The sequence below is a fragment of the Microbacterium aoyamense genome (assembly GCF_023155855.1).
Classification (GTDB): domain Bacteria; phylum Actinomycetota; class Actinomycetes; order Actinomycetales; family Microbacteriaceae; genus Microbacterium; species Microbacterium aoyamense.
The window spans coordinates 1-12,618 of sequence record NZ_JAKNUT010000004.1 but is presented as its reverse complement, the minus strand read 5'-3'; the positions used below and the strand labels follow the sequence as shown (position 1 = coordinate 12,618).

The 12,618-nt window shown below is 65.8% G+C and carries 12 protein-coding genes; 9 read left to right on the top strand and 3 right to left on the bottom strand.

The features are described from left to right. Positions 1-37: 37 nt before the first annotated feature. Positions 38-487 carry a DUF6176 family protein gene (locus tag MA876_RS11310; protein ID WP_248148940.1) on the top strand — a complete coding sequence of 150 codons (450 nt, stop codon included), beginning with the start codon at positions 38-40 and terminating at the stop codon, positions 485-487. Between the two features lie 58 nt (positions 488-545). Here MA876_RS11310 and MA876_RS11305 read toward each other — a convergent pair whose 3' ends face one another. The 3 genes from MA876_RS11305 to MA876_RS11295 form a co-directional block, all read right to left on the bottom strand. Beyond that, entirely contained in the window at positions 546-1,433 is an 888-nt protein-coding gene (locus MA876_RS11305; RefSeq protein ID WP_248148938.1) for a hypothetical protein, read from the bottom strand. Positions 1,434-2,354: 921 nt separating this feature from the next. Beyond that, entirely contained in the window at positions 2,355-3,347 is a 993-nt protein-coding gene (locus MA876_RS11300) for an EamA family transporter (protein WP_248148936.1), read from the bottom strand. Between the two features lie 208 nt (positions 3,348-3,555). After that, the gene (locus tag MA876_RS11295; protein WP_248148934.1) at positions 3,556-4,008 is read right to left on the bottom strand and encodes an ion channel; all 453 of its coding nucleotides are present in this window, start codon (positions 4,006-4,008) and stop codon (positions 3,556-3,558) included. Positions 4,009-4,273: 265 nt separating this feature from the next. On the opposite strand from MA876_RS11295, the gene MA876_RS11290 reads away from it, so the two are divergent. The 8 genes from MA876_RS11290 (at position 4,274) to MA876_RS11255 (ending at position 12,338) form a co-directional block, all read left to right on the top strand. Beyond that, a complete protein-coding gene (locus MA876_RS11290; RefSeq protein WP_248148932.1) occupies positions 4,274-4,720 on the top strand; it encodes a nuclear transport factor 2 family protein in 447 nt (148 codons plus the stop codon). A gap of 350 nt (positions 4,721-5,070) precedes the next feature. Further along, complete coding sequence (locus MA876_RS11285) at positions 5,071-6,996, top strand: KAP family P-loop NTPase fold protein (RefSeq protein WP_248148931.1); 1,926 nt, start codon at positions 5,071-5,073, stop codon at positions 6,994-6,996. A gap of 379 nt (positions 6,997-7,375) precedes the next feature. Next, positions 7,376-7,822, top strand: coding sequence for a hypothetical protein (locus tag MA876_RS11280; protein ID WP_248148929.1), 447 nt, complete (start codon positions 7,376-7,378; stop codon positions 7,820-7,822). Next, positions 7,819-9,120, top strand: a complete 1,302-nt coding sequence (locus MA876_RS11275; protein WP_248148927.1) for an adenine nucleotide alpha hydrolase family protein — start codon at positions 7,819-7,821, stop codon at positions 9,118-9,120. The genes MA876_RS11280 and MA876_RS11275 overlap by 4 nt, the downstream gene beginning before the upstream one ends. Then, complete coding sequence (locus tag MA876_RS11270) at positions 9,117-9,884, top strand: TatD family hydrolase (RefSeq protein WP_248148925.1); 768 nt, start codon at positions 9,117-9,119, stop codon at positions 9,882-9,884. Before MA876_RS11275 ends, MA876_RS11270 begins: the two co-directional genes overlap by 4 nt. Before the next feature lie 158 nt (positions 9,885-10,042). Beyond that, entirely contained in the window at positions 10,043-10,582 is a 540-nt protein-coding gene (locus MA876_RS11265; protein ID WP_248148924.1) for a hypothetical protein, read from the top strand. A 270-nt stretch (positions 10,583-10,852) separates the two neighbouring features. Beyond that, positions 10,853-11,398, top strand: coding sequence for a nuclease-related domain-containing protein (locus tag MA876_RS11260; RefSeq protein WP_248148920.1), 546 nt, complete (start codon positions 10,853-10,855; stop codon positions 11,396-11,398). A gap of 199 nt (positions 11,399-11,597) precedes the next feature. Then, positions 11,598-12,338 (top strand): hypothetical protein, encoded by a 741-nt coding sequence (locus MA876_RS11255; protein ID WP_248148918.1) that lies wholly within the window; start codon positions 11,598-11,600, stop codon positions 12,336-12,338. Positions 12,339-12,618 lie beyond the last annotated feature (280 nt).

Sequence of the window (12,618 nt, the reverse complement as noted above, 5' to 3'; positions counted from 1 at the left end):
TGCCTAGCGTCGATGCGAGACCTGAAAGGACACCGCCATGACCGAACCCACCCCCTACACGCCGTTCCGCCCGAGCTACGAGCAGCATCGCTGGCCGATGCCCGCGACCGTTCCCGAAGGCCTGTCGCTCGAGCTCTCGCGCGCGCGACTCCTGCCGGGCAGCGAGCAGGCGCATGACGAGTGGATGCAGATGCTCACCGACCGCTACGACGAGTGCCTCGACACCCTTCCCGCGGAACGCGCGTGCTTCGAGGCGACATTCCGTCACACCGAGGCCGATGGCTCGGTCTGGATGTACCACCTGCAACTCGTCGGGCTCGAGGGCGGTGGGCTCGACGTCTCCAATCCCGTCGACGCCGAACACGAGGCACGGGCACGACAGGTCAAGGAGCGCGGATGGGAAGAGCTCAAGCCCGTCTTCATGCTCGCGCCGCAGCACATCATGGACGCGATGACCCACTGGGGGCGCACGGGTTCGAAGGACTGACGGACGAAGGACGGATGCCGCGGCGAGATCTCCTCGTCGCGGCATCCGTCTTTCCCGCCTACGCTCCCCAGCGTTCGATGACGAGTTTCGCCAGCTCGATCTGCGCGGCTTCGGCCCCCTGGGTGAACCCCGACCGGACCTGCACGATCGCATTCCCGGTGAAGATCTGGACCATCGTGCCGCCCCAGTCGGCGTAGACGATCGAGTCTTCACCGATGCCGGCGCTCCCCCGTCCGATCGCAGCGGGGTCGGACGACATGCTGTCCGCCAGATCCGCCCACCGCTCGCCATCGATGTTCGGCGAAATGCTCACCGACAGCTCGAGCAGCTCGTCGTCGGCGCGCTCCCAGCGGCAGTAGTAGGTGCGCCCTCCCCCTTCGACCTCGGGCGCACCCGCTCCCACCAGCGCACCTTCGAGGAACGCCTCGGCCTCGACGTCGTCGACAAGCGGGCAGACACCGTCCGCGTCGAGGTCGTACGCCGCCTCCTCCTCACTGCCCGCATCCGCGGCCGCTGCCTCGCTCACGGGCACCGCCGGCGAACTGCCGTCCGGCGAGACCGCATGCAGTTCCGACACGGCCACCAGCGCACCGGAGTCATCGAACGCACTGACCGACCACCACGCGGCGGCGGTCAGACGCAGAGCCCCCGTCCCCGGCGAGGGCTCCGCGTCATACCCCCCGAACCGCACCGAGGTGGCGTCCCCACGCCACGCCCAGAGCGGTCCATCGGCCCCGGCGACCGTCAAGAGGTACTCCCCCGCACCTCCGACGGCGTCCCACGCGAGGACGGGGTTCGCCGCGTCCTCGGTGCTGTGCAGCGCGACCACCGGCAGATCGCGCAGTGCTTCCGGGCGCTCGACCGTCTCGGCCGCGGTCCCCGCGCACGCGGTGAGCCCGAGAGTGAGAAGAGCCGCAAGCCCCAGCACCGCCAGCACGCGCTTCATTCGGACACCACCAGCATGTCGGCCATGCCGAACTGATGCAGTGCCGCGACGACGGCGAGATACTCGGCTGAGCCGGGTTCGAGCGCGCCGATGCGTTCGGCGAGCGCTACACGGAGCTTGCCGAGCATCGTCGCGCGGATCTCGCCGTCGATCGTGGCACCGCCGCACCGCGGCAGGTCGAACGCACCCGCCTCGAGGCCGAGCGTCGTGATCCGCACGATGTCGCCGGCCGTGTATGCACCCACGACGGCCGCATCGAGGTAGCGGTCGAGCGCATTCGCCAGCAGATCCCGCGCGAACCCGGCGACCGGCGTGCCCGGTGCGTAGCCGTCCGGCAGCCCGCCGCAGTCTGCGGACTGGGTGACGAGTCGATTGAGCACGATCAGACGCTCCGTTACTACTTCGAGAAAGTCGATGTCGGGGTAGGGCTCGGACAACAGTGCGTTCGCGGCATCCGTCACCCCACGCAGCGCATCGATCGTCTCGTCTGCGGAGCTCGTCGCGCCGGTCCGTTGCGCCACCCATGAGATGTCGTCTCCGACACCGAGACCTGCGAAGCTCCCCCAGGCGAACGAGCAGTCCGCCTGACTGGGCGAGAAGGTCCCCCGCAGATCCTCGGTGTGCGATCCGTTGAAGTCCGCGTACTCGTCGTCACCGCTGATGTCGAACGCGCCGCCGATCTCGAGGGTCCGCGTGCCGGTGGCCGTCAGCGCAGCGCCCGTCCCGGAGAGGTCGGCCACAACCGACCACTGCGCCGAGGAGAAACCCTCGACGATTCCGGATGCCATGTCTCCGCCGCCCACGATCTCCACCGCTCCGCCCACAACGGCACCGCTCGCGTCGATGCGGACGTCGAACACCCCTTGTTCGTCGGCTTGGATGACGGTCGCGGAGGTGTGCGCCGACAGATCGCGATAGCCGTTACCGGTCCAGTCGCCGGGCAGCAAAGCGGCGTGGGCGTCCGCGCAGGTCGAGGCCTGCGTGGGGGCGATGAACAACAGCGGTGTGAGAGCGAGCGCGCCCCAGGCGTGGTGCACGGTCATGACGGTCGTCCTTTCGTGTGGGTGTGGATCTCGGATTCGCGAGAACGGTGGCGGCCGCGCCGGCGAGTGAGACGAGGCCGATGCCGATGAGGGCGGCGAGCGAGAGGTGCTCGCCGAAGAACAGCACGCCGAGCAGGCATGCGAGCACCGGATCGAACGAGAACAGCACCGCGACGGTGCGTGCCCCGATGAGGCGCACCGCGACGAGGTCGAGTCCGAACGCGATCACGACACCCAGAAGGCCCGAGACCACCAGTGCCGGCACCGCGTCCGCAGTGAGCCGCGGCGCGGACTCGACGGCGAACGGCGACAGTGCGACCGCGGAGACCGTCACGGCGAGCGCGAACGAGTCGAAGCCGCGGTGGGCTGTGCCCACGCGTTCCGTCAGGAGCGTGTAGGCGCCGAATGCCACCGCACTCGCCGAGGCGAACAGGAGTCCCATGCCGTCCATCAGCCAGGCGGGTCCGACGATCAGCAGAACGCCGACCAGACCGGCAGCGGGAAGCGCGGCCATCACCGGGCGCCGGATGCCCATGACAGCGACGGCGAACGGGCCCAGGAAGTCTATCGCGATCGCAAGACCGAGTGGCAGCCGTTCGATCGCGAGGTAGAGACTCACGTTCATCGCCGCCATCGCCATCCCGAAAGAGACGATGCCCGCCCACTCGCGAACGCTGCGCCCGCGCAGTCGCGGTCGCACGATGATCAGCAGGATCGCAGCAGCGATCGCGAACCTCCATCCGCTCACCCCAGGCGCACCGAGCGTGGCGAACAGCGGATGCGACGCGATGGCTGCCAACTGGATGGCCGTCGACGCCGCGACGACGACGAGCGGCGCCGACAACATCAGGGCGCGACGAATACCGGTCATCTCGACCTCTCATCAGGGTTTTCGCACACCCGGCGGGTGAGCGGTCCTCACGCTACGGAGGGTCCACCCTCGCCCGGAAGTGGCGGAAAGTGCCATGGCAGAGGAATGCCAGCACAGCGCGTCAGCCGATCGACGACTCGTCGCTCACTTGCCGCCATCGTCTTGGTCGCTTGGTCTGCGACGCGTACGACGATCGAGGATGCGAGGCTCACGCTAACGACACCGATGCGGGCGATGCCGCCGCCGTGAGCCGGTTGAAGTCGCCAGAGCCGACGGTCGTGGTCGTGACGAATGCCCACCGGATCGCGTCGCCGAACGTCGTGACGTCACCGCCCGCTCCGCGCTCGGCGTCCAGGACGGCCCGAGTAGCGATGAGCACGACGAGAGCCGTCGCTCCGACGGTGTAGATCACGACTCGACCTCGCAGCAGCGTCCCGGTCCCCCGGCCGAGAATCGCGAGCACGGTGAGGAAGCGCATGAGCCTCAGCTGTCGGAGCATCGGCAGCACGACGATCGCCAGGTCGAGCAGATCGCGGTAGAACCATCGCCACCGGATCTCGGTCATCACGGGTCGAGTGCCGTAGTCGATCGCGAAGACGAGCCAGGTCAGCCCCAGCGTCACCTCGCACACAGCGCTGAGGACGCCGCCGGGGCGAGCCATGGTCTGCACCGCGTAGGCCGTCAGGAAGAGGATGGCCGCAATGGTGAGCGGCTACTCCGTGACCTTCTCCCAGCGAGCAATCTGATGCCCATACATGCTGGCGAGAGTGCACGCAGCCGGGCCCCGGGCGCCTGTCCGTTGACTGTCGCCCGCGGCGCGGATGTCGCACCCAACCGCGCAGGTGGCCCGGGCGGGGTACTCGGCCGCTCCTCGCTCGGTGCCTCGAGGTCGTGTCCGACGTGCCCGGGTTGCACGGTGAACGACCGTGATTCGCGCGCACGGAATACCGGATCGCGGTCTGGTAGTTGGCACCGCTAACGAACTCTCCACATCGAATGGACGAACAATGGCCAGCGTTTCAGAACTGCTCGCAGCCAACTTGCACGAGGTCTTCGGCAATCGGGATGCCGACGCCCGCCGCACCCGAATCGAGGCGATCTACGCCGAGGACGTGGTGTTCACCGATCCCGAGGGCACCGTCCATGGCCGGCACGCGGTTGAGGAAAAGGCTGCGGCCCTTCTCGCCAGCGCACCCGAGAACTTTGTCTTCGCGGAAGATGGTGAGCGCTACGTCGGCTCAGACATCGGCGCTCTCGCGTGGGCGTTCGGACCGAGCGAGGCACCCGTAGCCCGAGGAATCGACGTCCTCACCGTCGCGAACGGCTACATCACGCACATACGAACGTTCTTCATCGACAACTCAAGTCGATAGCTCCCCCACACCGCCCAGCAGGCGCCCGGGGCGCCACCGCCAAAGGGGCGGCCGCGCTTCGAACGCTTCCCGCTTTGGGGCGGAACAACGGTCACACTGCGTTTCCGCGTCGACTTGTGAAAAGTCCGCCTCGGCGCACGCCTGCCAACTGGGCGCTAGTGCGCCCCATCTCTCGCGATTGCAGAGTCCGGTGAGCGGCGCCCGTTGGCTGACCCCGACCTCGATGATGCTCGGCAGTCTGATGAAGAAGCGGCACCTATTCAGCTCAGCTTCGAAAAGGCGGCTCGCGCACGCCAGCGGAAATCCGGATGTCTTGACGTGTCGGACGTTGCTGTCATAATCAGGGCCAAATGGGGACGCCAACTACATCACCAGACCCGCATACGTTTCCTCTGTGGTCCGACGAGCCGGCGAGCAGAGACCTGCTCGCGTTCCGCGCGGTAGCTGAGACGGTCGCCGACGCGATCTTCGATGACGATCTCGACCCGATCGCAGTCGGGCTCTCCGGTGCCTGGGGCAGCGGAAAGACCAGTGTGCTCGAGCTCGTCGTGGCAGAAATCGAAGCTCGTTCCGAGGGCGCCGAGGGGAAGGTCCTCGTCGTATCTACTCAGCCATGGCGGTACGACCCCACGATCGGCCCGAAAGAGAGCCTCATCGCCGAGGTCCTCGCTGCGCTTAGCGCCGAGTTCAAGGCCACCGACCCTGCAGCGAAGACGGCGGTTGACACGCTTAAGAAGCTCGCCCGGAAGGTCAACTGGACCAAGGCAGTCAAGATGGCTGCTCGCACCGCCATCACTCTGCAGCTCCCTGAGATCGACGATGTGTTCGGGCTGGTCAGCGACGATCCAGAAAGTCTCGAAGGCGAAAAGGGCATGGCGGAGTTCCGCGAGCAGTTCCAGGAACTCCTCGCCGACCCAGCACTCAAGCACATCTCGCGTGTGGTCGTGCTTGTCGACGACCTGGACCGGTGTCTCCCTGACACCGTGGTCGAGACGCTCGAGGCGATCCGGCTGTTCCTCTCTTCGAAAGGGATGTCCTTCGTGATCGCCGCTGACGAGGAGCGGGTAGCTGAGGCGATCCAACAGAAGTTCCACACAGCCGGCGGCGCACAGGACGAGGAGTCGCCAGCCACGCTCTATCTACACAAGATCGTCCAGACGACGATTCCCGTGCCCGCGCTCAGCCGCTTCGATACGGAGGCCTACCTCTTCCTCCTTCTCGCCAAGGCGGGGCTCCAGGACGCGGATTATGAGCGGCTGATCACACAATGTGATGTGCTTCGTCTGACCGCGCCGAACCTTGACTCGGTATCTGTCCCCGAGGGAAGTCCGCTGGTCGATCACCTCGTCACCGCATCGCGGCTGACCCCGATCCTCTATGAGAAGTTCCACGGCAACCCGCGCCGGATCAAGCGGTTCCTCAACGACCTCAACGTTCGGCAGAGCATCGCCCGTCGCCGCGGCTTCACCCTCGCCCCTGACGCTGTCGCGAAGCTGATGGTGCTCGAGCGCATCCTGACCAACGATTTCGCGCAGGTTCTCCACTGGCTCGCCACGAACCAGCTCCGCGACAAACTCGAGGCGTTGGACCTTGCCGCCAACGGCCCTGCCGAACTGGCGTCTGAGGACGTAGTGGAAGAAACTGCGGAGAAGGAAGGGGCTGCTCCGGCGAGCTCGGGAGCGAAGGCACCTGCCAAGGCGCGGCGCGCTGCTGTGGCAGTCAAGGTGGCGGAACCCGTGCCCGACGAGGGTTTCAGCGACACGATGCGCCGATGGGCGAAGCTCCCACCCGTCCTCGATGCCGCGGCGATCTCTGGCTACCTGTATCTCGCCGCCTCCTTCTCAAAGATCGAGGTCATCGACACCGGTCTCCCCGAGCGGCTTCGCGACATCGCTGCAGCGCTGACCTCGTCACTTAAGGTCGATCGTTCGGGCGTCACCGACGAGGCTCTGCGCGCGCTCCCCGAGACGGACGCGCGCACACTGGTCTCCTTCCTGGGGCGTCGGACGCGCGATCAGCCGTCGATCCAGAAGTTCTCCGTTGAGAGTCTCATTCGGCTCGCCGCCAGCCAACCGGTAGTCACGGGTGACGTGGTTGCCGCCCTGAAGTCGGTGCGGGGCATCGACATCGAGGCCGCAACGGTCATCAAGCTGCGTGCGCTCGACGAGTCGACATATGGGCCAGTCCTTGCGGTGTGGAAGACGGGCGCGACGATCGAGCCGGTCGTCAACGCAATCGCGGTGGTTGAGAAGGCATGGGGGACTGATGGGCACTAGTGGCTCCTTCGGCGGTAGCGGGGGTAAAGACGCGAAGGACCTGCGCGACAACATCGCCGGATGGCTTGATGGTGATGGCGGCGGGTTCGGTGGCGACGCAGCCGACGAGAGTGGCGACGATGCGGGCACCAGCGCAACTTCGAATCCTTCAGGCAGCCCTGCTGCGGCCGGGCCGAAGATCGACCTTGGGCCTGCTATTCGACTTCTCATTCGATCTCGAGGGGGTCGTAGCGACGGCCCCGGTGGAGGCGGAGGCGGGGGAAGCGCCAGTGGTGGCGGAGGACGTTCGTCTGGCGGCGTGAGCCGTTCTGTTGGTCGCATCTCGCGAGCTGCGGGCCGCGCCGGCAGTCTCGCCCTCGCCTACTCGGCCGGTGATCGGGTGGCACTCGCGCAGGCGGGTCTCAACTACGACGACCTGCGGGCGCTCGACCCTGTCGCGGTCGGGATCCGGATCGTGGAGGCCGCGTTCGATGCCAAGTCCGACAGTACCCTCGCCGATGCCGAGGAGCGCGACATCGTGGCGGAGGTCGTGTCGTGGATCCTCGAACATCCCGCAGATCGCGCACCCTCTCCCGAGGAAGTCGTCCGCAAGACCATCGAGACCACCATCGCTGAGACCGCGCTCACCGAAATCGCCGCCACACTGCACGACAAGGGCGCATCCTTCGCCGAGCGCCAGAGTGTCGAGCAGCAGATCCGTGACGTTGCGGCCGAATATGCGGCGCAGGCGGACCTGACTGCTACCGGCGCCACTGAGCAAGAAATGGCGACCGCGATCGAGACCGGCATCCGCGATATAGGCACCATCTTCGGAGTGCCCTCATGAGCCGGCTCATCCTCACGCTCTCCGATGCGGCTGCCACGAAGGCGCTCGAAGGCGGGACCTACGACGAGGTGTTCCTGTGGTCTGGGGCGGGCCGCACCACCTTCACGGGATCTACGGGGCCATTCCTCCACGAACTAGGGGCCGTCAGCCCCGTCAACGTCGATCTGGTCCGCATTGCCCTCGCCGTTCTCGCCTCCGATCGATCAATCCTTCGACGCCGTGGTGGGTCCGACTGGAATGCCCGAGACTTCGACCTGACGGTGGATGTGACGACCCCCGCAGTCTGGGCAGCCCACGCCGACGACCTGTCGCGTCTGATCGGCTTTCTCACCGGGGACCGCTGGACATTCACCTTCACCCAGGCACCCGCAGCCGCCTTCCCGCCTCTCGCGGTCGAGGGACAGCATCACGGCCGAACAGTGCTGCTCAGCGGCGGTGCCGATTCCGCAGTGGGCGCTCTGCTCTCCGCACTCGAGCTCAGCACGGGGGACTCGCAAGCGCTGGTGTCGCACTTCAGCTTCACCGCACTTTCGCCTGTGCAGCGCGACCTGGTGACGGCGATCAACGAGCTAGCTCCCGACCGCACCCTTATCCACCATCAGTTCCACCTGAACCGCGGAAGCCGCCGCCTCGACGGATCCGAGTTCCGCAGCGAGACATCGACCCGATCCCGTTCATTCCTCTTCCTTGCCCTGGGACTCGCCGTCGCGGAGCGGGCCGGGTCGATCCTCTGGATTCCCGAGAACGGCTTCGCGTCGCTGAATCCACCACTCGGTCCCGACCGTCGAGGCAGCCTGTCCACCCACACCACCCACCCGCGATTCCTCCGCGACCTCAGCGCATTCGTCGCCGCAGTGGGAGGGCACGGTGCACTAGAGAACCCATTCGACACGATCACAAAAGGGGAGATGTTCCGGCGCGTCGCCTCGGCGATCGGCGTCGACGCCGCGTCCCGGTACCTCAGCGCAACCACCTCCTGCTCCCACACCGATGGGCGATATAGCGGTGCCCCCGCCGGAGCCTCCTGCGGCGTTTGTTTCGGATGTCTTGTGCGCCGCTCTGCCTTTCAGGCTTCTGGTGTCCGGGATGCCACGACCTATCTCGTGGATGATGCCTCTGGCAGATTCGACGAGTTCGTCCGCGGTAAGAGCATCGTCGAACCCATGCGCGACTTCGTGTATCGAGGCGTGCGCGCTCGAGATGTCATGGCAATGTCGCTCCCCGAGGGCTATGAAGCACGGGACGCGCTCGCGCTTTGCACGCTCGGCGTCGACGAACTCCGAGGCCTTGTCGGATGAGGCCCTCACTTCCGCCTCTCGACCTCCACGCGCACGTCGAGACGACGATCCCCGCGCGAGACCTCGAACGACTCGGCGCGGTCGTCTTCGCCGCCACACGATCCCTCAAAGAGTTCGAATCCACGCAACGACGGCGCGATGCCGTGACTGTCTGGGGTGTCGGATGCCATCCCGGACTCGCGTCGGCACAGGAGGAGTTCGACCGCAAACGATTCTCATCGCTCATCCGCACCACCCCGTTCGTCAGCGAGGTCGGCCTCGACCGGCGCTCCAAGGTGCCGATGCTCACGCAGGAGAAGACGTTCCGGGTCATCCTGCAGGAACTCACACAAAGCCCGCGCATCGCCTCCATACATAACAGCGGGGCCTGCCATCTCGTCCTCGAACTTCTCGAAGAGGTACCGATCAAAGGTGTCGTCCTGCACTGGTGGCGCGGGACACCTGCACAGACCGACAGGGCCGTAGCGCTCGGATGCTGGTTCTCCATCAATGCCGCAGGAATGAAGTACACGGCTGACGTAGCCCGCATACCGCGGGATCGCATCCTCACCGAGACGGATCACCCCTCGGGCGATCGGTCCGCGCCCGCTCCGCGTCAACCTGGCGCGGTCGCCGATGTCGAGACCGCCCTCGCGCGGGTCTATGGCACGCCGTCTGCTGACGTTCGTCGGCAGGTGTGGCGGAACTTCAAGACCCTGGCAGAGGAAGTCGACGTGGTCGAGCTCTTGTCTCCGCCTATCCGACGCATGATCGCCGTCGCATAACAATCGCCGACGTACGACGTGCAGGTGGCGCCGGCCAGTCGATCGCATTCGCACACGATGTTGCCGCGCGCTGCGGTCCCGCTTCCGTGGGATGCCCGAATGAGGATCCAACTCGGGGTGTTGACTTCGCGGCGGGATGGACTGCGAGACTGGCCACCGTGGATGACGACGAACTTGCGGAGGCGGTGTACAACCTCCCGGATCATGAGCGCCAGGTGGTGCAGGAAATGCACTCCCGCGTTGAGCAGGTGGTCGCTTTGCCGGCGGTGATCTTTGACGATGCGCAGCCGATGCTCATTCGACAGTCCTGCCTCGATGCCTTCTACATCCACGTGCGCATGCTGGCCGAGTTCTTCAGTCCGCTGCCAAAGAAGCCACGTCCTGACGATCGCAACGCGGTTCATTTCACGACAAGGAATCCGTGGCAACCCCAGCAATCTGCGCTCGATCGACTTCTAACCGTCGCTCGAGACGTGAACAAGCAAATTGCCCATGTCACCACGACCCGCATCGGCAACGGCGCAGAAGAACCGGCCACCGTGCTCCTACTGGATCCCCATTCGGCGGCCGAGGTCACCGACGCCGTGCGCCAGCTCTGGGACGACCTGGTGACACACACCGATGTGCCGTGGCCACGTGTAGGGCTGTTCCCGGTCTGGACCGACGAGGCAGGCAATCTGCGTGTCCGTCTGCGGTGATACGTTCGCGTCGTGACGCTGGAACTGGGGCCAGACGACAAACGCATGAGGTTGCGCTACGCCGGGACGTGTCGGCGCTGCGGAGCCACGCTCTCGTCCGGAAGCGAGGCGATCTATGAACGCGCAACCAAAACGGTCCGCTGCGAACAGTGCTCGTCCCTGACCGAGGCTCACAGTGGCACGGCTGGCGCTTCTGCACGCCGAGAGCATGAGCGGCGACGTGACCGCCGCGAAGAACGAATCCGAACTGAGCATCCCAAGCTCGGCGGGTTGATTCTCGCTCTCACGGACGACCCGCAGAGCACGAGGGCGTGGCAACAGGGTGCTGTTGGGGAAGAGCTGCTCGCGCACCGCCTCGGCGACCTCCCTGAAGCATTCCGTGTGCTTCACGATCGCCGCATCCCCGGCACGCGCGCCAACATCGACCACATCGCGATCGGATCTCACGGAGTCTGGGTCATCGACGCCAAACGCTACAAGGGGAAGAGACCCACACTTCACGTGACCGGGGGCATCCTCCGACCCCGCGTCGAGTCACTCCGCGTGGACGGACGCGATCGCACAAAGCTGGTCGACGGCGTGCGATCGCAGGTCGCCCGCGTCAAGACAGCCATCGCGGACGACGCTGTCCCGGTGCACGGAGCGTTGTGCTTCATCGACGCCGACTGGCCCCTCATCGGCGGCTCCTTCACCATCGACGATGTCCTCGTCACATGGCCCCGCAACCTCATCAAACGCATGACCGAAGACTCGACGACCCCGATCGACACCGACACAATCCACGCGCGCCTCGCACGCGCCTTCCCCACTGCGTAGGGCCGCCGGCCAGATTGCTCGCTTCAGGTCCCGTTGTCGTTCGACGCCCGGATGGGGATGGTCCGCTCGGCGGGGCAAGCGGCGGTGGTGCCTTATGCTCATCGCACCCGATCAATCGAGATGATCGTCGCGCGTCACCCAAACGTCGGCAGCGCTGGCCCCAGCCTGCCCTCTAGTGGCACCGATCGTTAGGAAGCCCATGGTCGATCCGCGCCGCACTGCCAGGCTGATGATCTTCGCATCGCTGATGCTTGCGGCAACGGGCTGCACGTCCCACTCCTCCGAGTACTACGACCAGCTCGCCAATGAACCGCCGGAGCAGGTCTCGGTCGAGGACGACGGGCCGGACGATTGGGATATCCCCGCGCCAGACCACGGATGGGTGTGCTCATTCTCACCCACCTATAACGACGACTGGCACGACGACGTGCTCTGCAGCAACGGCAGCGACAGCCAGCGCCCGTACCTCCTCGAAGGCGATTCCTTCGTCACGGAGGGCGAGATCATGGCGGCGGCCGCCGAGTTCGAAGCGCAGCTGAACGGCGGCGGCCTACCGGCCCCGGCTCTGGATGGTCCAACCGCGCCCAGCAACACGGGCGCCAGTGTCTCGTACGACGTCGGCTGGGCCCAACAGTACGGGTCGGTGACGGAACTCAAGGATGCGGCGGTCTCTGCTGGGTACTACTGCCAGTCATGGGTCCAGAACAACAACGTCTCGTTGGCATCAGGATCGGGAAACTGTTCCGACCGCGATGTCTTCTCGACTTTTGCTAGTGCAGCTGATGTCCAAGCGCAGGTCAACAAGACGGTCAGAGGTTCCCAGGGCTACGCTCCGGTTCACCTTCTCGTTGGCCCTAACTGGATCATCAACACCCAGCAGCCAGACCTCGGCCATCTCGCCGGCGTGCTCGGCGGGGCCGTCATCGAGTTGTCGGAATAGCAAATCTCATCGCTGCCAGTAGCGTGCTTCATCGAATAGAGACTCATGCGGTGAATTGACCATGAGTTGAACGACCACGAAGCCAACTCACGAGCACTGGATGACGCGGGGCCCCCCTCGGATCCGACTCGTGCGGGCGCAAAGACCCCCGATCGGGTGTGTCCGATAAACGGTGGATCTGGTCTGGCGGTCATTAGTTGATACGGCCTTCGAATGCGATCGCGAACGCGTTCAGCGCCGGCTTCCACCTCGTCGCCCAGCGTGCCCTGCCCCGGCCGGT

Bases quoted from the DNA above. Each gene is read 5' to 3' on its own strand.
- MA876_RS11275 (WP_248148927.1), top strand. From the start codon at position 7,819: ATGAGCCGGCTCATCCTCACGCTCTCCGATGCGGCTGCCACGAAGGCG.
- MA876_RS11285 (WP_248148931.1), top strand. From the start codon at position 5,071: ATGGGGACGCCAACTACATCACCAGACCCGCATACGTTTCCTCTGTGG.
- MA876_RS11300 (WP_248148936.1), bottom strand. From the start codon at position 3,347: ATGACCGGTATTCGTCGCGCCCTGATGTTGTCGGCGCCGCTCGTCGTC.
- MA876_RS11255 (WP_248148918.1), top strand. From the start codon at position 11,598: ATGGTCGATCCGCGCCGCACTGCCAGGCTGATGATCTTCGCATCGCTG.
- MA876_RS11305 (WP_248148938.1), bottom strand. From the start codon at position 1,433: ATGAAGCGCGTGCTGGCGGTGCTGGGGCTTGCGGCTCTTCTCACTCTC.
- MA876_RS11270 (WP_248148925.1), top strand. From the start codon at position 9,117: ATGAGGCCCTCACTTCCGCCTCTCGACCTCCACGCGCACGTCGAGACG.
- MA876_RS11310 (WP_248148940.1), top strand. From the start codon at position 38: ATGACCGAACCCACCCCCTACACGCCGTTCCGCCCGAGCTACGAGCAG.
- MA876_RS11295 (WP_248148934.1), bottom strand. From the start codon at position 4,008: ATGGCTCGCCCCGGCGGCGTCCTCAGCGCTGTGTGCGAGGTGACGCTG.